This is a genomic window from Marmoricola sp. Leaf446 (assembly GCF_001424755.1).
GTDB lineage: Bacteria > Actinomycetota > Actinomycetes > Propionibacteriales > Nocardioidaceae > Marmoricola.
In genome coordinates this window covers 980,334-1,002,230 of the sequence record NZ_LMRF01000001.1, presented here as the reverse complement: position 1 = coordinate 1,002,230, position 21,897 = coordinate 980,334, and the positions used below count along the sequence as shown (strand labels likewise).

At 73.5% G+C, this 21,897-nt stretch carries 18 protein-coding genes; 8 read left to right on the top strand and 10 right to left on the bottom strand.

Annotated features, from left to right (window positions below; genetic code table 11):
* Positions 1-49 precede the first annotated feature (49 nt).
* Positions 50-1,393 carry an MFS transporter gene (locus ASG49_RS04625; RefSeq protein WP_200936196.1) on the top strand — a complete coding sequence of 448 codons (1,344 nt, stop codon included), beginning with the start codon at positions 50-52 and terminating at the stop codon, positions 1,391-1,393.
* Between the two features lie 76 nt (positions 1,394-1,469).
* Here the strand turns inward: ASG49_RS04625 and ASG49_RS04620 are convergent, their stop codons facing one another.
* The 10 genes from ASG49_RS04620 to ASG49_RS04575 form a co-directional block, all read right to left on the bottom strand.
* Complete coding sequence (locus ASG49_RS04620) at positions 1,470-2,630, bottom strand: cytochrome P450 (protein ID WP_056537643.1); 1,161 nt, start codon at positions 2,628-2,630, stop codon at positions 1,470-1,472.
* Entirely contained in the window at positions 2,602-3,003 is a 402-nt protein-coding gene (locus ASG49_RS04615) for a cytidine deaminase (RefSeq protein ID WP_056537639.1), read from the bottom strand. Before ASG49_RS04615 ends, ASG49_RS04620 begins: the two co-directional genes overlap by 29 nt.
* Positions 3,004-3,005: 2 nt before the next feature.
* The gene (locus tag ASG49_RS04610) at positions 3,006-4,274 is read right to left on the bottom strand and encodes an ABC transporter permease (protein WP_056537636.1); all 1,269 of its coding nucleotides are present in this window, start codon (positions 4,272-4,274) and stop codon (positions 3,006-3,008) included.
* The gene (locus tag ASG49_RS04605; RefSeq protein ID WP_056537633.1) at positions 4,271-5,392 is read right to left on the bottom strand and encodes an ABC transporter permease; all 1,122 of its coding nucleotides are present in this window, start codon (positions 5,390-5,392) and stop codon (positions 4,271-4,273) included. Before ASG49_RS04605 ends, ASG49_RS04610 begins: the two co-directional genes overlap by 4 nt.
* Positions 5,389-6,966 (bottom strand): ABC transporter ATP-binding protein, encoded by a 1,578-nt coding sequence (locus ASG49_RS04600; RefSeq protein WP_056537630.1) that lies wholly within the window; start codon positions 6,964-6,966, stop codon positions 5,389-5,391. Before ASG49_RS04600 ends, ASG49_RS04605 begins: the two co-directional genes overlap by 4 nt.
* Positions 6,967-7,088: 122 nt before the next feature.
* Positions 7,089-8,192: a BMP family protein gene (locus ASG49_RS04595; protein WP_156384186.1), complete on the bottom strand. Its 1,104-nt coding sequence runs from the start codon at positions 8,190-8,192 to the stop codon at positions 7,089-7,091.
* A 111-nt stretch (positions 8,193-8,303) separates the two neighbouring features.
* The gene (locus tag ASG49_RS04590) at positions 8,304-9,518 is read right to left on the bottom strand and encodes an amidohydrolase (protein WP_082533777.1); all 1,215 of its coding nucleotides are present in this window, start codon (positions 9,516-9,518) and stop codon (positions 8,304-8,306) included.
* Between the two features lie 88 nt (positions 9,519-9,606).
* Positions 9,607-10,605, bottom strand: coding sequence for a methylmalonyl Co-A mutase-associated GTPase MeaB (meaB, locus tag ASG49_RS04585; protein WP_156384185.1), 999 nt, complete (start codon positions 10,603-10,605; stop codon positions 9,607-9,609).
* Positions 10,606-10,607: 2 nt separating this feature from the next.
* Positions 10,608-12,782, bottom strand: coding sequence for a methylmalonyl-CoA mutase (gene scpA / locus ASG49_RS04580; RefSeq protein WP_056537624.1), 2,175 nt, complete (start codon positions 12,780-12,782; stop codon positions 10,608-10,610).
* Positions 12,779-14,569, bottom strand: coding sequence for a methylmalonyl-CoA mutase family protein (locus ASG49_RS04575; RefSeq protein ID WP_056537621.1), 1,791 nt, complete (start codon positions 14,567-14,569; stop codon positions 12,779-12,781). Before ASG49_RS04575 ends, scpA begins: the two co-directional genes overlap by 4 nt.
* Positions 14,570-14,635: 66 nt before the next feature.
* Here ASG49_RS04575 and ASG49_RS04570 point away from each other — a divergent pair, with 66 nt between their 5' ends.
* From ASG49_RS04570 to ASG49_RS04540, 7 genes are all read left to right on the top strand, one after another.
* Positions 14,636-15,268 carry a GNAT family N-acetyltransferase gene (locus ASG49_RS04570; RefSeq protein ID WP_056537617.1) on the top strand — a complete coding sequence of 211 codons (633 nt, stop codon included), beginning with the start codon at positions 14,636-14,638 and terminating at the stop codon, positions 15,266-15,268.
* A 52-nt stretch (positions 15,269-15,320) separates the two neighbouring features.
* Positions 15,321-16,283: a glycosyltransferase gene (locus tag ASG49_RS04565; protein WP_056537614.1), complete on the top strand. Its 963-nt coding sequence runs from the start codon at positions 15,321-15,323 to the stop codon at positions 16,281-16,283.
* Between the two features lie 77 nt (positions 16,284-16,360).
* Positions 16,361-17,512, top strand: a complete 1,152-nt coding sequence (locus ASG49_RS04560; protein ID WP_056537611.1) for a PP2C family protein-serine/threonine phosphatase — start codon at positions 16,361-16,363, stop codon at positions 17,510-17,512.
* The gene (locus ASG49_RS04555; protein WP_235561898.1) at positions 17,509-18,246 is read left to right on the top strand and encodes a peptidoglycan-binding domain-containing protein; all 738 of its coding nucleotides are present in this window, start codon (positions 17,509-17,511) and stop codon (positions 18,244-18,246) included. The genes ASG49_RS04560 and ASG49_RS04555 overlap by 4 nt, the downstream gene beginning before the upstream one ends.
* 105 nt (positions 18,247-18,351) lie before the next feature.
* A complete protein-coding gene (locus tag ASG49_RS04550; RefSeq protein ID WP_056539774.1) occupies positions 18,352-19,056 on the top strand; it encodes a succinate dehydrogenase cytochrome b subunit in 705 nt (234 codons plus the stop codon).
* A 12-nt stretch (positions 19,057-19,068) separates the two neighbouring features.
* On the top strand, positions 19,069-21,090 hold the full coding sequence (locus tag ASG49_RS04545) for a fumarate reductase/succinate dehydrogenase flavoprotein subunit (protein WP_082533776.1): 2,022 nt from the start codon (positions 19,069-19,071) through the stop codon (positions 21,088-21,090).
* Between the two features lie 52 nt (positions 21,091-21,142).
* The gene (locus ASG49_RS04540; protein WP_056537608.1) at positions 21,143-21,886 is read left to right on the top strand and encodes a succinate dehydrogenase/fumarate reductase iron-sulfur subunit; all 744 of its coding nucleotides are present in this window, start codon (positions 21,143-21,145) and stop codon (positions 21,884-21,886) included.
* Positions 21,887-21,897 lie beyond the last annotated feature (11 nt).

Sequence of the window (21,897 nt, the reverse complement as noted above, 5' to 3'; positions counted from 1 at the left end):
GGCGCTCCCCCGGTGCGCGACGTCAGGCACGGGCGGGCAGGCTGGGACGGTGACGACGACCGAGCCGAGCGTGCGCGAGGAGCTCTTCGGGCCCTCCCACCGGGCGGTGACGGTCGGCATCGTGCTCACCATCAGCCTGGTCGCGTTCGAGGCCATGGGCGTCGGTACGGCGATGCCCGCGCTGGTCGCCGACCTCGGGTCGGTGGAGACCTACGCCTGGCCGTTCGTGGCGTTCATCGCCAGCACCGTGCTCGGCAACGTGCTGACCGGACGCTGGTGCGACGCCCACGGCCCCCGGCTGCCGCTCCTGGTCGGGCCCCTGGTCTTCGGCGCGGGCCTGCTGCTGGCGGGGCTGTCCCCGACGATGGCGCCGCTGCTGGTGGGACGCGTGCTGCAGGGGTTCGCGGCGGGGGCCCTCGGGGTCGGGGTCTACGTGCTCATCGCCGTCGTCTACACCCGGCGCGCCCGGCCCGCGGTGTTCGCGCTGCTGTCCGCCTCCTGGGTGCTGCCGTCGCTCATCGGTCCGCCGGTGGCCGGGTTCGTGACCGACCGCTTCTCCTGGCACTGGGTCTTCCTCGGGCTGGTCCCGCTCGTGGCCGTCGCGGTGCTGCTGGTGCTGCCGGCCGTGGCGGGCCTGGCCCCGCCCGAGGGCGACCCCCCGCAGGCCCGGCGCGGCCTGGTGACGGCGGCGGCCGTCTCGGCCGTCGCGGTCTCGGTGCTGACCTGGGCCGCGGAGGACCCCCGCGGCGGCCGGCTCCTGGTCGTGGTGGGCGCGGTGGGGGTGCTGGGGGTGGCGCTGGTGCGCGTCTTCCCCACCGGCACCCCCCGCGCCGGCGCCGGGATCGGCGCGGTGGTCGCCGGCCGGTGGCTGGTCTCCGGCGCGTTCTTCACCGCCAACGCCTACCTGCCCCTGACCCTCACCACCACGCACGGCTGGTCGCTGACCGCCGCCGGGGCGCCGCTCATCGTGGGCTCGCTGGGCTGGTCGGCCGCCTCGGCCTGGCAGGGGCGTCGTCCGGCGCTCTCGCGCGCGGCGCTGCTGCGGGTCGGGTTCGCCCTGGTGGCGGTCGGCCTCGCGCTGCTGGTGCCGGTCACGCTCGGGCTCGTGCCGTGGCTGGCGTTCCTCGGGCTCGCGCTCAGCGGCGCCGGGATGGGGCTGTCCTACTCGTCGCTGTCGTTCCTGATGCTGGCCCACTCCGAGCAGCAGGAGGTCGGCTTCCACTCCTCCTCGGTCCAGCTGGCCGACCAGATGTCGCAGGCGGTCTTCGTCGGCCTCGGCGGGGCGCTGCTGGCCGTGCTGGTGCCCACCGTGGCGCTGCCCGCGCTGGTGGCCGGGCTCGTCGGGCTGGCCGTGGTGGGCTGCGGCATCAGCCCACGCACCCGCGAGACCTGAGGGCGACGGACTCGACCGGCGACCGGCTCGACCGGCGACCGACTCGACCGGCGACCGGCTCGACCCGCGCCGCCGGTCAGCCGGTGACCGGCACCTCGGCCCAGCCGCGCAGCACGAACGTGCCCCGGCCGGTCGGCTCGCCCGCGAGCGCCAGGTCCGGGAACGTGGAGCCCAGCGCGGCGAGCGACTCGACCAGCTCCATCCGGGCCAGCGGCGCGCCGAGGCAGAAGTGCAGGCCGGCGCCGAAGGCGAGGTGCGGGTTGGTCGCCCGCGCGGGGTCGAAGCGGTCGGGCTCGGCGAACACCGCCGGGTCGCGGTTGGCCGCGCCGAGCAGCGCCGCCACCCGCTCGCCCTCCGCGACGACCACGCCGCCGACCTCGACGTCGGTGGTGGCGGTGCGCTCGAAGAGTTGCAGCGCCGAGTCGAAGCGCAGCATCTCCTCCACCAGGACGGGCAGGTCCTCGACCTCGCCGAGCCGCACGCCGTGGCGCAGCGCGGCGACGAGCCCGTTGCCGAAGACGTTGACCGAGGCCTCGTGGCCGGCGTTGAGCAGCAGCACGACGGCGGCGACCAGCTCGACCTCGGACAGTCCGGCGGCCAGCAGGTCGGTGGTGAGGTCCTCGCCGGGGTGGGTGCGGCGCCGCTGCACGTGCTCGCGCACCAGGTCGGCGAACTCGGTCGCCGCCGACACGGCCGCGTCCACGGTGGCCGGCGAGGGCGCGGGCTCGTACATCCGCACGATCGCCTGCGACCAGCGCCGCAGCGACGGAACGTCGGCGCGGTCCAGCCCCACGAGCTCGGCGATGACCAGGACGGGCAGCGGCTCGGCGTACGACGCGAGCACGTCGAAGCCCGACCGGTCGACCTCGGCCAGCAGCCCCGCCGCCAGCTCCCGCACCCGGGGGCGCAGCCGCTCGACGTGGCCGCGGTTGAACGCGCCGGCCACGGCCCGGCGCAGCCGGGTGTGCTCGGGCGGCTCGTTCTCCATCATCTGGTGGCGGTGGAGCAGGTTGAACGGCTCGAGGTAGGCCGCGGGCTCGCGGTCGCGCCAGATCCGGCCCAGCCGCCGGTCGCGCAGCACCGCCCCGGCGGCGGCGTGGGAGAACGCCAGCCAGGTGCCGGTGTCCTCGTGCCGGGCGACCGCGTGCTGCGCCCGCTCGGCGGCCAGCACCGGGTAGGGGTCGGCCACGACGGCGGCCGAGGTCAGGTCAACCGAGGTCGTCGGCGCCGAACGCATCGGGCAGCACCTCGTCCATCCGTCGTACGCCGCGCCCGGTGAGCAGCAGCAGGTCGGGACCGCCGTTCTCCCACAGCAGCTGCCGACAGCGACCGCACGGCATGATCAGCCGCTCCTCGCCGTCGACGCACACGAAGTGGGTGAGCCGGCCGCCGCCACTGCGGTGCAGCTGGGAGACCAGACCGCACTCGGCGCACAGCGCCACGCCGTACGCCGCGTTCTCGACGTTGCAGCCCGAGACCACGCGGCCGTCGTCGACGAGCGCGGCAGCGCCGACGCGGAAGCGGGAGTACGGCGCGTAGGCGTGCGCGGACGCGGCGACCGCCTCGGCCCGGAGCGCCTCCCAGCCGCCGGCGGGCTCGTCGGGGGTCACGCTCACCCGGCCGAGCCCTTGCGGTAGATCACGCCGTCGGCCGCAGGCATCCGCAGCCGCTGCGAGGCCAGGGCGAGCACGAGCAGCGTGGTGACGTAGGGCGACATCCGGGTGAAGTCCGAGGGCACGACGTCGGTGCTGGCGAACCAGGCGAGGAACGCCACGGCGAAGACCCCGAGCCAGACCGCCGTGCGGCCCTTGCGACGCACCACCTGCACGACGGCGACCACGACCAGCAGCACGCCGACGAGCAGGAGCAGCGCGTGCACGGTCTCGGGGCCGTCGCGGAACGGCAGCGCCTGGGTGTAGCCGAACAGCAGCGCGCCGACGAGCAGGCCGGTGGGCCGCCAGTTGCCGAAGATCATCGCGGCGAGGCCGATGTAGCCGATGCCGCTGCTCATCCCGACCTGGAAGCCCGAGGAGGACACCATCGCGATCATCGCGCCGCCCAGGCCGGCCAGGGCGCCGGAGACCAGGACCGCGACGATCTTGTAGCGGATGACGTCGACGCCGAGCGACTCCGCGGCCGCGGGGGCCTCGCCGACCGAGCGCAGCCGCAGCCCGAACCGGGTGCGCCACAGCAGCCAGTAGCTGGCCGGGAGCAGCAGCAGGCCCACGACGTGCAGCAGCGAGAGGTTGCGGGTGAACACCTCGGCCAGGCCGGCGAGGTCGCTGAGCACGAACCAGCCGCGGTCGGCCAGCGCCTTGGCCGGCTCGGCGAGGAAGGGCACGTCGATCCGCGGCACCGCCGGCAGCGGCGGTGACTGGGTCGGCCCGCCGCCCGGGAGCGCGGAGAACCAGACCTCGGCCAGGAAGCCGGAGATGCCGAGCGCGATGATGTTGATCGCCACCCCGGAGACGATGTGGTCGACGCCGAAGACGACCGTGGCGAGCGCGTGCAGCGCGCCGCCGACGACGCCGAAGATCACCGCGCCGAGGACCCCGGCCACCCAGCCGTAGTGGTAGCCGATGTAGCCGGCGCCCAGGGTGCCGAGGATCATCATGCCCTCGAGCCCGATGTTGACCACGCCCGCGCGCTCGGACCACAGCCCGCCCAGACCGGCCATCACGATCGGGGTCGCCGCGGTCAGCGTCAGCGCGAGGGTGCCGAACGAGGTGAGCGGGCCGGCGCCGGTGACCACCCGCACCAGGCACAGCAGCAGGAACACGCCCACCCCGATGCCGAGCAGCCGCAGCCCCCGGTGCGGGGCGGGGTCACCCTGGGGGGCAGGGGCTCCGGCGCCGCCGGTCGCCGTGGTGGGGACGCTCATCGGGCACCTCCGGCGGGGGTCGCGGCTGACGCGGGCGCGGCGCCGGGCGGGGCGTCGTCGAGCTGGCGGGCCACCTGCGCCTGCTCCTGCCGGACGCGGTAGCGGCGCACGACGACGTAGGCGATCACCACGGCGAGCACGATGATGCCCTGGGTCGCCTCGATGATGTCGGGGCTGATGCCGGCCTGGATGTTGAGCAGGTTGGCCTGCTGGGAGAGGTAGGCGAAGACCAGCGCGCCGAAGGCGATGCCCACCGGGTGGTTGCGACCGAGCAGCGCCACCGCGATGCCGGTGAAGCCGAGCCCGGTCTGGAACGACGAGCCGTAGTTGTAGGACTGCGAGAACATCACCGGCAGCCCGATCAGGCCGGCGACGCCGCCCGAGACCAGCATCGTCACCACGATCATCCGGCGGGTGTCGACGCCGCTCGCGACGGCCGCCGACTCCGAGGCGCCGGTGGCCCGCAGGTCGAAGCCGAAGCGGGTCCGGTTGAGCAGCACCCAGAAGCCGACGCCCACGACGACCGCCAGCAGGCCCAGGCCGTAGAGCTCCACGGGGCTGTCGGGGAAGACCGCGACGGTGCCGATGCGGCTGCCCTCGGGCATGGCCTTGGTGTTGGTCGCGTTGCCGGTGCTCTCGCCCCAGCGCTTGATCAGGTAGCCGATCAGCGACCCCGCGATGGCGTTGAGCATGATCGTGGAGATCACCTCGCTGACGCCGCGGTAGGCGCGCAGCACGCCGGCGATGCCGGCCCACAGCGCGCCGACCAGCATCGCGACCAGGATCGCGACGACGGTGTTGAGGTAGCCGGGCAGCCAGGCCTGGCCGGCGAAGGCGCCGGCCGCGAACCCGCCGAGGCGGTACTGGCCCTCGACGCCGATGTTGAACAGGTTCATCCGGAAGCCGATCGCGGCCGCGACGCCCGAGACGTAGAGGATCGTCGACTGGTTCATGATCGCCACGATCGAGCGCTCGCTCGGCACCGTGGTCATCACCCGCCAGAACCCCGCGACGTCGTCGCCGGTGGCGAGCAGCAGCCCGCTCACGATCAGCCCGGCCACCACGAGGGCGAGGACGGGGGCGGCGAGCACGACCACGGCCCGGCGTACGACGCTCATCGTGCGGTCTCCTCGTCGCCGGCCCCGGTCATCGCCGAGCCGAGCTCCTGGGGGGTGACGGTCTGCGGGTCGAAGTCGCCGACCAGGCGCCCCCGCAGCATCACCCGGATGGTGTCGGACAGGCCGATCAGCTCGTCGAGGTCGGCCGAGACGAGCAGCACGGCCAGCCCCTCGCGCCGGGCGTCCTTGACGTGCTGCCAGATCTGCGCCTGGGCGCCGACGTCGACGCCGCGGGTCGGGTGCGCGGCCACCAGGAGCACCGGGTCGCCGCTCATCTCGCGGCCGACGATGAACTTCTGCTGGTTGCCGCCCGACAGCGCCCGGGCGGTGGTGTCGATGCCGGGGGTGCGGACGTCGTACTGCTCCACGATGCGGGTGGAGTCCTTGCGCGAGCCGCGGACGTCGAGCCAGCCGCCCCTGACCGACGGGGGCCTGGTCTGGTGGCCCAGGATGCGGTTCTCCCACAGCGGCGAGTCCAGGAGCAGGCCGTGGCGGTGGCGGTCCTCGGGCACGTAGCCGATGCCGGCCTCGCGGCGCCGACGGGTGGACCACTCGCTGACGTCCTGGTCGGCGAGGTGCACCGACCCCTGCTCCGGGCGGCGCATCCCGACGAGCGCCTCGACGAGCTCGGTCTGCCCGTTGCCCTCGACCCCCGCGATGCCCAGCACCTCCCCGGCGTGGATGTCGAAGGAGACGTCGGCGAGCACCGCCCGGCCGACCGTCTGGCCGGGGACGGTGGGGGCGTCACGGACGGTGAGGTCGCGCACCGAGAGCAGCACCCGGTCGGTGACGGTGGACTCCCCCGTGCTCGGCGAGGGCAGCTCGCTGCCGACCATCAGCTCGGCGAGCTGGCGCGAGGTCACCTCGGCCGGGGCGACGGAGGCGACGGTGGTGCCGCGGCGGATGACCGTGATCCGGTCGGCGACGGCCCGGACCTCGTCGAGCTTGTGGGAGATGAAGATGAGGGTGTTGCCCTCCTCGCGCAGCAGCCGAAGGTTGTCGAACAGGGCGTCGACCTCCTGCGGCACCAGCACGGCAGTGGGCTCGTCGAGGATGATGATGCGGGCGCCGCGGTAGAGCACCTTGAGGATCTCCACGCGCTGCCGCTCGCCGACGCCGAGGGTCTCGACGAGCTCGTCGGGGTCGAGGCCGAAGCCGTACTGCTCGGAGATCTCCACGATCCGGGCGCGCGCGGCGTCGCCGATGCCGTGCAGCTTCTCCGCGCCCAGGGTGACGTTCTCCAGGACGGTGAGGTTGTCGGCCAGCATGAAGTGCTGGAAGACCATCCCGATGCCGCGCGCGATCGCGTCGGCCGGGGTGGACAGCGTGACCTGCTGGCCCTCGACGGTGATGGTGCCGTCGTCGGGCCGCTGCACGCCGTACAGGATCTTCATCAGGGTCGACTTGCCGGCACCGTTCTCCCCCACGAGGGCGTGGATGGTGCCGCTCTCGATCGTGATGTCGACGTCGTGGTTGGCGATCACGCCGGGGAAGCGCTTGCCGATGCCCCGCAGCTCGATGGCCGGGGTGCGGGTGCGGCCCGCCTGCGTCTGCGAGCCGGTGCTGGTCGACACGGTCCGCCTCCTCCTCGGTGGGTGTGCCAGGTGGCGCTACAGCCAGGTGCCCGGGCAGACCCTACGGGTCGCCCGGGCACCTGGTCACTGCTCGTGGCCCTGCAGCGGGCCGGAGCGTGGGGTCAGTTCTCCGGCTTCGCGGGGACCGTGACCTCGCCGCTCTTGATCTGGTCGGCCGCCTCGTCGATCTGCGTCTTCAGGTCGTCGACGAAACCGCCCGAGGTGGAGTAGCCCACGCCGTCGCTCTTGAGGTCGTAGGTCACGAACCCGGACTTCCAGCTGTCGTCCTGGACGGCCTTGCCGGCCTCGAGCACCGCGGTGTCGATGCGCTTGAGCATCGAGGTCAGGATGCGGGGCTGCTGGTCCTTCGGCGCGGTGAGGTACTGGTCGGAGTCGACCCCGATCGCCCAGTTGCCGTCGCCGGCCGCGGCCGCGGCCTGGAAGACACCCAGCCCCGACTTGCCCGCGGCGTGGTAGACCACGTCGGCGCCGTCCTGGTACATCGCCTCGGCCGCCGCCTTGCCACCGGACGGGTTCTCGTAGCCCGTCGCGGCGTCGGCCTGGTCCTGGGTGAGGTACTGGATCGCGATGTCGATGTCGGGCTTGACCGACTTCGCACCGGCGACGTAGCCCGCCTCGAACTTCTGGATCAGCTCGCCGTCGACGCCGCCCACGAACCCGATCTTGCCGCTCTTGGACTCCAGCGCCGCGGCGACGCCGACGAGGTAGGAGCCCTCGTTCTCCGCGAAGGTCAGGTCGGCGAGGTTGGTCGCGTCGGTGGCGATGGTGCTGGCGTAGCCGTCGATGACCGCGAAGTCGACGTCGGGGTACTCCGGCGCGACCTTGGCCGCGGCCGGGGAGTAGAGGTAGCCGACCGCGATGACGGGGTTCACGCCGCCCTCGGCCAGCGTGCGCAGCCGCTCGGCGCGGGTGGTGTCGTTGTCGTCGGTCTGGGCGTTGGCCTCGACGCAGGTGGCGTCGAGGTCCTCGACGGCCTTCTCGAGACCGGCGTAGGCGGAGTCGTTGAAGGACTGGTCGCCCCGGCCGCCGACGTCGTACGCCAGGCCGATCTTGGGACCGTCGCCGTCCGTCTTGGACTTGCAGACGTCCTCGGAGGCCGAGCCGCCGGAGCTGCTGCTGCCGCCCCCACCGCCACCGCCGCTATTGCTGCCACACCCGGTCAGGGCGAGGGCCCCCACCATGGTCACTGCCGCGATCTTGCTCATGCGACGCAAGATGCCTCCTGGGTCTCGGGTGCCACGGGCCGGCACGTCTCGACGCACCCTAAGCGAGCCGGTGGGCCGCACCTACCGGTGGCGAGGGGTGGACGGCAAGTGTTATCGGTCGGTGACCTCGGCGGCCAGCGAGGCCAGGGCCGCGGCCGCCAGGACACCCGCCCCGACGACCGTCGCGCGCTCGTCGATGCGCAGGTCCCCCTGGTGCAGGTCGTACGTCGGTCCGCCCGGCGTGCGCACGCCAAGCCGGCCCATCGCGCCGGGCACCGTGTCGACGTACCACGCGAAGTCCTCGCCGCCGAGGCTCTGCGTGGTGCCCACGGCGGCCTCCTCGCCCAGGACGTCGCGCACGGCGCGGCCCAGCAGCTGCGTGGACCGGGGCTCGTTGACCACCGGGGGCACGCCGCGGACGTAGCGGATGACCGGCTCGACGCCGTAGGGCTCGACGATCTGCTCGATGATGTCGCTCACCAGCTGCTCGGCGTCGGCCCACGCGACGGCGTCCAGCATCCGCACGGTGCCGCCCGCGCGACCGGTCGAGGGGATCACGTTGACGGCCGAACCGGCCTGGACCAGTCCCCACACCACGCTGGCCCCGGCGCGGGGGTCGAGCCGCCGCGAGAGCACGGCCGGCAGCTCGGTGACGAGCTTGCCGAGCGCGAAGGTGAGGTCCTCGGTCAGGTGGGGGCGCGAGGTGTGCCCGCCCTTTCCGGTGAGCACGACGTCGAGGTGGTCGGCCGCGCCGGTCAGCGGGCCCTCGCGCAGCCCGACCGTGCCGACGTCGAGGGTCGGGTCGACGTGGAGGCCGAAGATGCGGCTGACACCGTCGAGCGCGCCGGCGTCGATGGCCATCAGCGCCCCGCCGGGCATGATCTCCTCGGCCGGCTGGAAGACCAGGCGCACCCGGCCGGGAAGCCGGTCGGCGTGGGCGGCCAGGGCCAGCCCGGCGCCCAGCAGCGCGGTGGTGTGGACGTCGTGGCCGCAGGCGTGGGCGACGCCGGGCACGGTGCTGGCCCACGGGTCGCCGGTGCGGTCGTCGACCGGGAGGGCGTCGAGGTCGGCGCGCAGCGCCACCGTCGGCCCGTCGTGGGCGCCACCCACCTCGACGAGTAGCCCGCCGCGCGGCATCGGGCGCGGGTCGAGGCCGGCGTGCTCGAGGTGCTTGGCGACCAGGGCCGCGGTGCGGTGCTCGGACCACGACAGCTCGGGGTGCGCGTGGAGGTCGCGGCGGACCTCGACGAGCAGCTCCTCGCGGTCACGGACCCCCTCGACCACGGCCTGCGCGAGGTCGGCGGTGGCGGTGGGTGGCGGGGTCACTCGGGCAAGGGTATCCGTCGGCGCGCCCGCTCCGCCCCCACACCCGCAGGTCGAGACCGGGCTCCCGACGAGCCCGACCGACGAGAGGTCAGTCCGCCCGCGGGTCCGAGTCGTACGCCGCGAGCAGCCGGTCGGCGGCCAGGGGGGCCGTGGTCTCGCCGGCCAGCAGCGCCCGGCGTACGTCGTCACGCACGGCCGCCACCCCCGGCGAGCGTCGCAGCCGCTGGTCGAGCTCGTCGCGCACCAGCGCCCAGGTGAAGTCGTGTTGCTGGGCGGCGCGCTTGGCGGCCAGCCCCTGCTCCCCCAGCGACTCCCGGTGCGCCAGCACCCGCGCCCAGACCTCGTCGAGGCCCTCGTCGTGCAGCGCCGAGCAGGTCAGCACCGGTGGCACCCAGCCCTCCGAGGAGGACTGCACCAGCCGCAGCGCGCCCGCGAGCTCCCTGGCCGCCGACCTCGCCTCCTGGGCGCGGTCGCCGTCGGCCTTGTTGACCGCGATCACGTCGGCGATCTCCAGGATGCCCTTCTTGATGCCCTGCAGCTGGTCGCCGGTGCGGGCCAGGGTGAGGAACAGGAAGGTGTCGACCATGCCGGCCACGGTCACCTCGGACTGGCCGACGCCGACGGTCTCGACCAGCACGACGTCGTAGCCCGCGGCCTCGAGCACCACCATCGCCTGGGTGGTCGCCCGCGCGACCCCGCCCAGGGTGCCCGCGCTCGGCGAGGGCCGGATGTAGGCCTGCGGGTCGGCGGTCAGCGTCGCCATCCGCGTCTTGTCGCCCAGCACCGACCCGCCGGTGCGGACCGAGGACGGGTCGACGGCCAGCACGCCGACGCGGTGGCCGGCCCCGGTCAGCCGGGTGCCGAGGCCCTCGATGAAGGTCGACTTGCCCACGCCCGGCACCCCGGAGACGCCGACGCGCACGGCCGGGGCCCGGTCGGGCTCCCCCGCCAGCGCGGTCAGCAGCTCGCGGGCGGTGGCCCGGTGGTCGGGGCGCGCCGACTCCACCAGCGTGATGGCGCGCGCCACCGCGGCCCGGCGACCCTCGCGGATGCCCTCGACCAGCGAGGCGACGTCCCTGCCGGCCACCCTCAGTGACCCAGCTGGGCCGAGAGCTTCTCGAGCAGGCCGAGCGCGGCGTCGGCGATGACGGTGCCGGGCAGGAACACCTCGGCCGCCCCCGCCTCGAGCAGCGTGGGCACGTCGTCGGGCGGGATCACGCCGCCCACGACCACCATCACGTCCTCGGCGCCCTGGTCGGCCAGCGCCTGCTTGAGCTCGGGCACGAGCGTCAGGTGGCCAGCGGCGAGCGAGTTGACCCCGACGACGTGCACGTCGGCGTCGACCGCCTGCTGGGCGACCTCCTCGGGGGTGGAGAACAGCGGCCCCACGTCGACGTCGAAGCCCATGTCGGCGAAGGCGGTGACGATGACCTTCTGGCCGCGGTCGTGGCCGTCCTGGCCCATCTTGGCCACCAGGATGCGGGGGCGCCGGCCCTCGTCCTCGGCGAACTTCTCGGTCGCCGCGAGCACCTTGTCGAGCGCCTCGCTGCTGCCCGACTCGCGCTTGTACACGCCCGAGATCGTACGGATGGTGGCGCGGTGGCGGCCGTAGACCTGCTCGAGCGCCTCGGAGATCTCCCCCACCGTGGCCTTGGCCCGGGCGGCGTCGACGGCCAGGGCGAGCAGGTTGCCGTCGGAGGCCTCGGGGCCGCTGGTCGCGCCGGTCGAGACGCCGGCCTCGGCCGAGCGGGTCAGCGCCTCGAGGGTGCGGCGGACCTCGTCGTCGTCGCGCTCCTCGCGCAGCCGGGCCAGCTTGTCGAGCTGCTGGCGGTAGACGCTGGCGTTGTCGACGCGCAGGACGTCGAGCTTGTCCTCGTCGGCGAGGCGGTAGGTGTTGACGCCCACGAGCGTCTGCACGCCGGAGTCGAGCCGCGCCTGGGTGCGGGCCGCGGCCTCCTCGATGCGCATCTTGGGCAGCCCCTCCTCGATCGCCTTGGCCATGCCGCCGGCGGCCTCGACCTCCTCGATGTGCGCCCAGGCCTTCTCGGCGAGGTCGTGGGTCAGCCGCTCGACGTACCAGCTGCCGCCCCAGGGGTCGATGGTCCCGGTGGTGCCGGACTCCTGCTGCAGCAGCAGCTGGGTGTTGCGGGCGATCCGGGCGGAGAAGTCGGTCGGCAGCGCGATCGCCTCGTCGAGGGCGTTGGTGTGCAGCGACTGGGTGTGGCCCTGGGTCGCGGCCATCGCCTCGATGCAGGTGCGCTGCACGTTGTTGAACACGTCCTGCGCGGTCAGCGACCAGCCGCTGGTCTGGCTGTGCGTGCGCAGCGAGAGCGACTTGGGGTTCTCCGGCTCGAACTGCGCCACCAGGCGGGCCCACAGCGCGCGGGCGGCGCGGAGCTTGGCGACCTCCATGAAGAAGTTCATCCCGATGGCCCAGAAGAAGGACAGCCGCGGCGCGAACTGGTCGATGGTCAGGCCGGCGTCGAGGCCCGCGCGGATGTACTCCACGCCGTCGGCCAGCGTGTACGCCAGCTCCAGGTCGGCCGTTGCCCCGGCCTCCTGGATGTGGTAGCCGGAGATCGAGATCGAGTTGAAGCGCGGCATCTTGGCCGAGGTGTAGGCGAAGATGTCGGAGATGATCCGCATGCTCGGCTGCGGCGGGTAGATGTAGGTGTTGCGGACCATGAACTCCTTGAGGATGTCGTTCTGGATGGTCCCCGTGAGCTGCTCCGGCTTCACCCCCTGCTCCTCGGCCGCGGCGATGTAGAGCGCCATGATCGGCAGCACCGCGCCGTTCATGGTCATCGAGACCGACATCTCGTCGAGCGGGATGCCGTCGAAGAGGGTGCGGGCGTCGTAGATCGAGTCGATCGCCACGCCGGCCATGCCGACGTCGCCCTTGACCCGCGGGTGGTCGGAGTCGTAGCCGCGGTGGGTGGCCAGGTCGAAGGCGACCGAGAGGCCCTTCTGCCCGGCCGCGAGGTTGCGGCGGTAGAAGGCGTTGGACTCCTCGGCGGTCGAGAAGCCGGCGTACTGCCGCACCGTCCAGGGCTGGGTGGTGTACATCGTCGGGTAGGGCCCGCGCAGGAACGGCGCGAGTCCGGGGTAGGTGTCGAGGGCGTCGAGGCCCTCGAGGTGCTCGGGCCCGTAGACCGGCAGCACGTCGATGCCCTCCGGCGAGGGCCACGGCTCCCGCTCGACGGCCTCCTCGGCGCGGACCTCGCCCGCCAGGGGCAGTCCGGCGAAGCTCTCCGGGACGGTCATCGCAGGTTCTCCCTCGTCCGGCGCAGGAAGTCGAGCGCGTCGACCCCCAGGGCGCAGCTGTCGTCGGCCCAGTCGCGGGCCTTGCCGGCCACGACCACGTGGGCCGCCCCGGCCTCGCGCAGCGCGGCCGCCAGGTCGGCGCCCCACGCGTCGTAGGCCCGGTCGTGGCCGACCAGGCACACCACCGGCTGGCCGCCGTCGGGTCCGCGGTAGTCGGCCAGCACCGCCTCGACGTCGTCGTGCGCGCCCTGGTTGACCACGTCGACACCGCCCGCCGCGAACAGGTTGCGGGCGAAGGTGGCGCGCGCGGTGTGGGCGGCGACGCTGCCCATGGTGGCCAGGAACACCGGCGTGGCGGCCGGCTCGTCGCGGAGGTGCTCGAACGGCTCGGCGTACGGACGGACGAGGTACGACCCCTCGGCGTACGGCTCCCGCTCGGGCAGGGTCTCGCCGAGGTGGGGGAACTCCGAGGTGCCGGTGAGCGGCAGCGCCCTGGTCGCGACCCGGCGGTCGCGCTCGGCGACCACGTCGTCGACGCGGGACTGCAGCGAGCCGTCCTCGAGCGCCGCGTGGACGCCGCCGGACCCCTCGAGCCGGCCCAGCTCCTCCCACGCGGCGACGGCCAGGTCGTCGGTCAGCCCCTCGACCGCGAAGGCGCCGCCGGCGGGGTCGGCCACCCGGGCGACGTGGGACTCCTCGACGAGCAGCGTCGAGGTGTTGCGGGCGATGCGGCGACCGAAGGCGTCGGGCACGCCGAGGCGGGAGTCGAAGGGCAGCACGGTCACGGCGTCGGCGCCCCCGACCCCGGCGGCGAAGGCGGCCACGCAGGTGCGCAGCTGGTTCACCCAGGGGTCGTAGCGGGTCATCATCGGGCGGGAGGTCATCGCGTGCAGCACCATCTGGCGACGGTCCTCCGACGCCCCGCTGAGCTCGAGGACGCGCGCCCACAGCCGTCGTACGGCGCGCAGCTTGGCGATCGTGACGAACTGCTGGTCGGTCGCGGCGAGCCGGAACTCCACCAGGCCCGCCGCCTCGTCGACGTCGACCCCGGCGCGCTCCAGCGTCCGGAGCAGGTGGACGGCGACCGCCAGGGCGTAGCCGACCTCCTGCACGTCCGAGGCACCCAGGTCGTGCAGCGCGGTGCCGTCGACGACGAACGCCCGGCACCCCAGCCCCCGGGCGAGGGTCGCCGCCTGCCGCAGCGTCTCGTCGTCGTCCTCGACCGCGCCGTCGCCGGTGAGGCCGCGCACCCGCGCGGCGACCGGGTCGACGCCGAGGTTGGTGCCCGCGGCGAGCGGCGCCTCGACGCCCTCGGCGACGGCCGCGAGCGCACGGGCCGCGCCGAGCGGGTCGCCGGGCGCGTCCAGCACCACGGCGGCGACGTCGAGCAGGACGCCGTCGAGCAGCCGGGCGAGGTCCTCGGGAGCGGTGCCGCCGGCCCCGACCTGGACGAGCAGCGACGTGGCGCCGTTCTCGAGGTCGGTCAGCAGCGCGGCGTTGCCACGGGCGGCGTCGGCGTCGGCGAGCCAGGCCCGGACGTCCCACCCGGCGTCGCGCGCCGGGGGCCGCACCGGGGCGGGCAGGTCGGCGACCAGCTCGGGCGTGCCCAGCGGCGGCACCCGCAGCCCGTCGAGCGTGGTGCCCGTCAGCGCCTCCCACACGTCGTGGTCGGGGGCGTCCTCGCCGAGGCGGCGGGCCTTGCGCAGCACCGCCGCGGCCGCCCGCTCCCAGTCCTCGCGGGTGTGCCGGCTGCCCTCGGCCAGGCTGAGACGGGCGTCACTGGTCATGGGCCGAGGGTAGGGACAGACCCGCGGCGCGACCAGCGAGTGTGAATCTCGTCCTAGCCTGGGCCGGTGGACACCAAGGACGCGGACGGCCGTCGGCACCTCGTCACCGGCGAGGGCCTGGTGCTGCGTCCGGCCCACCCCGGCGACCTCGACCGCTGGTTCGCGCTCTACGGGGACCCCGACGAGCTCCGCTGGGGAATCCCCACCATCGTCGTGCTGCCGACCTCGGTGCAGCAGCTCGAGGGCCGCCCGGAGGAGAGCCGGCGGCACTTCGACGACCTCGTCCCGGGCGCGCTGGTGGTGGCCGAGGAGGGGGCCCCGGAGCACTTCCTCGGCACGGTGGCCTGGCGCCAGGAGCTGCCACCCGCCTTCCGCATCGCCGACGTGGGCTACGGCGTGCACCCCGACGCACGCGGTCGCGGGGTCGGCACCCGGGCGCTGCGGCTGCTCACCCGCTGGTTGCTCGAGGACGAGGGCGGCCCCCACCAGGTGCGGGTGCAGCTCGACCACAGCACCGAGAACCTCGCCTCCTGCCGGGTCGCCACCGGCGCCGGCTACGAGCGCGAGGGCGTACGCCGCGCCTTCCTGCCGCTGCGGGACCCCGACGCCCCCGGCGGCGAGCGCCGCCACGACGTCTGCCTCCACGGCCGACTGGCGCCCGAGCTCGAGCAGCCGGCCGGGGCCGGCACGTTCACCTGACACACCCACGAACGTCACCCGACCGACATCGGACGGGAGCAGCGTGGGGGCCATGCGCATCGCACTGGTCAGCGAGACCTTCACCCCCGCCGACGACCCGTCCGCCCGGGTCACGCGCGAGGTGGCCGTGCGGCTCACCGCCGCCGGGCACGACGTCGTCGTCTTCGCCGGCGGTCGCGGGCAGGCGACCTTCCACGGCGCCCGGATGTTCTGGGCCAGCCGGATGACGCCGGTCTCGGCCGTGCGCGAGGCGATGGCCCTCTCCCGGCCCGACGTCTGCCACCTCCTCGACCCCCACCGGCTGGGCATGAAGGCCGCCGAGGCGGCCGACCGGCTCGGCGTGCCGACGCTGGTGCTCGAGCCCCGCCGCTGGGGTCCCGGCGTCGACCTCGAGCACCACCACCCCGGGCTGCGCGACGAGGCGCTGCACGACCGGTGGGCCCGGGTGCACGCCCCCGACGGCGGGCGGCTGGTGGTGCTGCACGACGGCCCGCTCGACCGGCGCAAGGTCGTCGGCCGGCTGGCCACGGTCGCCCGGCTCCCCGGCGTACGGCTGGTGGCGCTGGGTGACGGCGCCGGCGCGGACCACCTGCGGGCCGCGGGCGCCAAGGTCGTGCCCCGGGCCACCGGCGTCGAGCGCGCCCGCTGCCTGGCCACCGCCGACGTGCTGGTGCAGCCGCGCAAGCGGGCGGCGTACGCCCCGGTGCTGCTGGAGGCCCTGGCCAGCGGCGTGCCGGTGGTGGCCTTCGACAGCGGTACGGCGACCCGGGCGGTGCGCCACGAGGAGAACGGCCTGCTCGTGACCACCGACCGTGGCGGCAAGGCCCTGGCCCGCGCGGTGGCGCGGCTGGCCGCCAGCCCTGACCTGCGCTTCACGCTGGCCGCACGGGCCCGCGCCTCGGTCGCCCACCGGACCTGGGACGACGCGGTCGCCGACCTGCTCGAGCGCCACTACCCGGCCCTGCTCGGGACCGGGGCCGCGCGACCGCTGCGTGCCGAGGGCGTCCCCCACTAGACCAGTCCGGTTCCACCTCCGCCGCGGCCCCCGATGCCCCTAGCCTGGAGCGGCAGCATCTCGGGGGGAGGACAGCCGTGCAGACCACCTCGCTGTCGACGCGCGTACGGCGCTACCTGACCGACCCCGTGGCCACGTGGCGCACCGGCAGCCGGGAGAGCCAGCTGCTCACGCTCGCGGCGCTGCTCGTCGGCGTGGTCGTGTGCTTCGGCGTCTCGCTGGCCAGCTATCCGCTGATGCCGCTGACGGCGTACTACGTGTGGCTGCTGCTCGGGATGCTGCTGCTGCGCTTCCGCCCGCTCGTGGTGCTCTGCGCGACGACGTACGTGCTCTCCGTGACCGCCATGGTGACCGAGGTCGGCCTCAACCCCACCCGCGTCACCGCCATCACCACCGTGCTGCTCTCGATCGGGCTGATCCTGTTCGCCAGCAGCCGCCAGCACAGCGGCCTGCCCGGCCCGATGAGCGAGGCGATGCTCAACGACCTGCGCCGTCGGCTCCAGGCGGCCGGCACGGTGCCGCCGCTGCCCGACGGCTGGACCACCCAGTCGGCGATGATCGCCGCCAGCGGGGTCGGCTACGGCGGCGACTTCCTGGTCGCCGACCTGTCCCAGCAGGGCCGCCGGCTCGAGATGATCCTGGTGGACGTGTGCGGCAAGGGCGTCGGCGCCGCCTCCCAGGCGCTGCAGTTCGGCGGGGCGCTGGGCGGCCTGATCGGGTCGCTGCCGCCCCAGGGGCTGCTCGAGTCGGCCAACGACTTCCTGCTGCGCCAGAAGCAGGACGAGGGCTTCGCCACCGCCATCCACGTGACCGTCGACCTCGAGACGGGCGACTACGGGCTGACCAGCGCCGGCCACCCGCCCGCCCTGGTGTGGTGGCCCGAGGACGGCGAGTGGCGCACCGACGCCGCCCGCGGGATGGCGCTCGGCATCGTGGAGCAGCCCGAGATGCACACCACCACCGGCACCCTCGACCCCGGCCAGGCGCTGATGTTCTACACCGACGGCGTCATCGAGTACCGCTCCCACGACCTCGACGTCGGCCTGGAGTGGCTGCGCGAGCGCGGCGCCGTGGCGGTGGCCGACGGCTTCGAGGGCGCCGCCCAGCGCCTGCTCCAGGAAGTACGCCGCGGCGAGGACGACCGCGCCGTGCTGATCCTGCACCGGGCCCCCGACTCCCCCACCACCCCGGCCCGCGACGAGGCCCCGACCAGGAAGGCACTGCCGTGACCACCACCCGACCCCGCTCCGCCCCTCGCCCCGTGTCGCTGGCGGCGCTCGTGGCTCTCGTGCTCGCCGCCCTGGTCGTCACCCTGGCGCCCGCCTCCCCCGCGGGCGCCGCCGGCCTCACCGTCGCCCAGGCACAGCGCCGGCTGGCCGCGCTCGGCTGCGACCCCGGCCGCGCCGACGGCGAGCTCGGCGCGTGGACCCGCGCGGCGGTGGTCCGCTTCCAGTCGCGTCACGCCATGGCGCAGACCGGTCGGCTCGACGCCACGACCAGGCAGCGCCTGGCCGCGTCGTCGGCCGCACGGTGCGACCGGCGCCCCGTGCCGGCCGCGTCCGGCAGCGGCCGCCGCATCGTGGCCAGCCAGCGCCAGAACTGGGTGTGGCTGGTCGGCGCCGACGGGAGCGTCGTGGCCCAGGGCGGCATGGTCGACAACCCCGCCGAGCTGCGACCGGGCAGCTACGCGACCGGCTCCTACTGCGGCCGCGCCGCCCGCGTGGTGCGCAACCGCAGCGGCTCGCTGTGGCTGGACCACTTCGTGCGCTTCGCCGCGTGCGGCTTCGGCTTCCACCGGATCCCGCGGTCGATGTCCAGCGGCGAGCAGATCCACCCCGACCACTTCCTCGGCACCGACACCTTCCGCTCGCACGGCTGCTTCCGGGTGTCCTCGCAGATGGCCCGCTCCGTCTGGGACTTCACCGCGGCGCGGCGTACGACGGTCAGGGTGGTGCGCGGCTAGACCGTCCCGCTCCGTGGGACGCGACCACCACCGCGGCCCGACGCGAGGGATGTCTCACACACCCGTGCGCCCCGTCACGCCCGTCCGCGGGATACCGTGGTCGGCGTGGCAACCGCGACTCTCGTGAAGAACAGCAGGTCGACGCGCTCGACCATCGCCCTGAAGCTCCTGATGGCCGTCACCGGCCTCGTCTTCATCGGCTACGTCCTCGCTCACATGTACGGCAACCTCAAGGCGTTCGCCGGCCACGACTCGTTCAACGAGTACGCCGAGCACCTGCGCACCCTCGGTGAGCCGCTGCTGCCCTACAGCGGGCTGCTCTGGGTCATCCGGGTGGTGCTGCTGGTCTCGCTGGCCCTGCACGTCTACGCGGCCGTGACGCTGTGGCGCCGGGCGCAGACCGCCCGCGGCGGGACGAAGTACGTCGTGAAGAAGAACAAGCACTCCTCGTTCTCCTCCCACCTGATGCGCTGGGGCGGCGTGACGCTGCTGCTGTTCATCGTGTGGCACCTGCTCAACTTCACCGTCGGCAAGGTCAACGTCACCGGCGGTGCCACCAACGACCCGTTCAACCTGATGGTCGACTCGTTCTCGGTGTGGTGGCTGACCCTGATCTACCTGGTCGCCATGTTCATGCTGGGCACGCACCTGCACCACGGGGTGTGGAGCGCCGGCCAGACCCTCGGCTTCACCAACTCCGCGCGCCAGCGGCTGGTCTGGAAGCGCGCCGGGCTCGTCGTCGCCGTGGTGGTGGCGGGCGGGTTCTCCCTCGTCCCTCTCGGCGTCCTGACCGGCGTCATCTCGAAGTAAGGCGAAGTCACCATGAGCAACCCCGCACTGAAGACCTCGGACCCCTCCTCCCCCGACGACCCGCAGCAGCACGACGACGCCGCGGGCTACTACGTCCCCGGCGACCCAATCGCCGACACCAAGGCCCCCGGCGGTCCGGTCGAGGACAAGTGGGACACCCGCCAGTTCGAGGCCCGCATCGTCAACCCGGCCAACCGCCGCAAGGTCTCGGTCATCATGGTCGGCACCGGCCTGGCCGGCGGCTCCGCGGCCGCCACGCTCGGCGAGGCCGGCTACCAGGTCAAGACGTTCTGCTACCAGGACTCCCCGCGGCGCGCGCACTCCATCGCGGCCCAGGGCGGCATCAACGCGGCCAAGAACTACAAGGGCGACGGTGACTCCGTCCACCGCCTCTTCTACGACACCATCAAGGGCGGCGACTACCGCTCCCGCGAGACCAACGTCTTCCGCCTGGCCCAGGTGAGCACCAACATCATCGACCAGTGCGTCGCGCAGGGCGTCCCCTTCGCCCGCGAATACGGCGGCCTGCTCGACAACCGCTCCTTCGGCGGCGTCCAGGTCTCCCGCACCTTCTACGCCCGCGGCCAGACCGGCCAGCAGCTGCTCCTCGGCGCCTACCAGGCGCTGGAGCGCCAGATCGGCGCCGGCACCGTCCAGCAGTACTCCCGCCACGAGATGGTCGAGCTCGTCGTCGTCGACGGCCGCGCCCGCGGCGTGATCGTGCGCGACATGGTCACCGGCGAGCTCGAGACCCACCTGGCCGACGTGGTCGTGCTGGCCAGCGGCGGCTACGGCAACGTCTTCTTCCTCTCCACCAACGCCATGGGCTGCAACGTCACCGCCACCTGGCGCGCGCACCGCAAGGGCGCCTACATGGCCAACCCCTGCTACACCCAGATCCACCCGACCTGCATCCCGGTCTCCGGCGCCCACCAGTCCAAGCTGACCCTGATGAGCGAGTCGCTGCGCAACGACGGCCGCATCTGGGTGCCCAAGGACGCCAAGGACGCCGACAAGGACCCGCGCGAGATCGCCGAGGACGACCGCGACTACTACCTCGAGCGGATCTACCCCTCCTTCGGCAACCTGGTGCCCCGCGACATCGCCTCGCGCCAGGCCAAGAACATGTGCGACGAGGGCCGCGGCGTCGGCCCCGAGGTCGAGGGCGTGCGCCGCGGCGTCTACCTGGACTTCTCCGAGGCCATCGAGCGCCTCGGCCGTCCGGCCATCGAGAGCAAGTACGGCAACCTGTTCGACATGTACGCCCGCATCACCGGCGAGGACCCCTACGAGGTCCCGATGCGGATCTACCCGGCCGTCCACTACGTGATGGGCGGCCTGTGGGTCGACTACGACCTGCAGTCGACGATCCCCGGCCTGTTCGTGGCCGGCGAGGCCAACTTCTCCGACCACGGCGCCAACCGCCTCGGCGCCTCGGCGCTGATGCAGGGCCTGGCCGACGGCTACTTCGTGCTGCCGAACACGATCCGCGACTACCTGGCCGACTCCCCGTTCGAGAAGATCGAGGAGAGCCACCCCGCCGTCGTCGAGGCGCGCGAGTCGGCCGAGGCCCGGATCAACCACTTCCTGTCCAACAAGGGCACCCGCAGCGTCGACTCCTACCACCGCGAGCTCGGCAACATCATGTGGGAGTACTGCGGCATGGAGCGCACCGAGGACGGCCTGAAGAAGGCCATCGACCTCATCCGCACCCTCAAGGACGACTTCTGGCGCAACGTCAAGGTGCTCGGCACCGGCGACGGCGTCAACCAGTCGCTGGAGAAGGCCGGCCGCGTGGCCGACTTCTTCGAGCTCGGCGAGCTGATGTGCATCGACGCGCTCAACCGGCGCGAGTCCTGCGGCGGTCACTTCCGCGGCGAGTCCCAGACCGAGGACGGCGAGGCGCTGCGCCACGACGACCAGTACGCCTACGTCGCCGCCTGGGAGTGGGCCGGCGAGGGCGAGAAGCCGGTCCTGCACAAGGAGGACCTCGTCTACGAGGCCGTCAAGATGGCCGCGCGCAGCTACAAGTGACCGGCCTCCCCTCCCTCCCCCTGACGTTCACCCACCTGGAGATCCCCACCCCATGAAGCTCACCCTGAAGATCTGGCGCCAGGCCGGCCCGCAGGCCGAGGGCGGCATCCGCACCTACGACGTCGACGAGATCTCCGAGGACATGTCGTTCCTGGAGATGCTCGACGTGCTCAACGAGCAGCTCATCAACGACGACGAGGAGCCGATCGTCTTCGACCACGACTGTCGCGAGGGCATCTGCGGCAGCTGCGACCTGATGATCAACGGCGAGGCCCACGGCCCCGAGGTGACCACCACCTGCCAGCTGCACATGCGCTCCTTCCGCGACGGCGAGACCATCACCGTCGAGCCGTGGCGCGCCGCCGCCTTCCCGATCATCAAGGACCTGATGGTCGACCGGTCGGCCTTCGACCGCATCATCGCCCGCGGCGGCTTCGTCTCGGTCAACACCGGCGCGGCCCCCGACGCCCACGCCACCCCGGTGCCGAAGGAGAACGCCGACCGCGCGTTCGACGTCGCCACCTGCATCGGCTGCGGCGCCTGCGTGGCGGCCTGCCCCAACGGCTCGGCCTCGCTGTTCCTCGGCGCCAAGATCACCCACCTCGGCGAGCTCCCCCAGGGCCAGGCCGAGCGCGACACCCGCGTCGCCAGCATGGTCGCCCAGCACGACCACGAGGGCTTCGGCGGCTGCACCAACATCGGCGAGTGCACTTCGGCCTGCCCCAAGGGCATCCCCCTGGACGTCATCTCCCAGCTCAACAAGGACCTCCGGACCGCCATCCGCCACGGTCACTGAGTAACCACGCA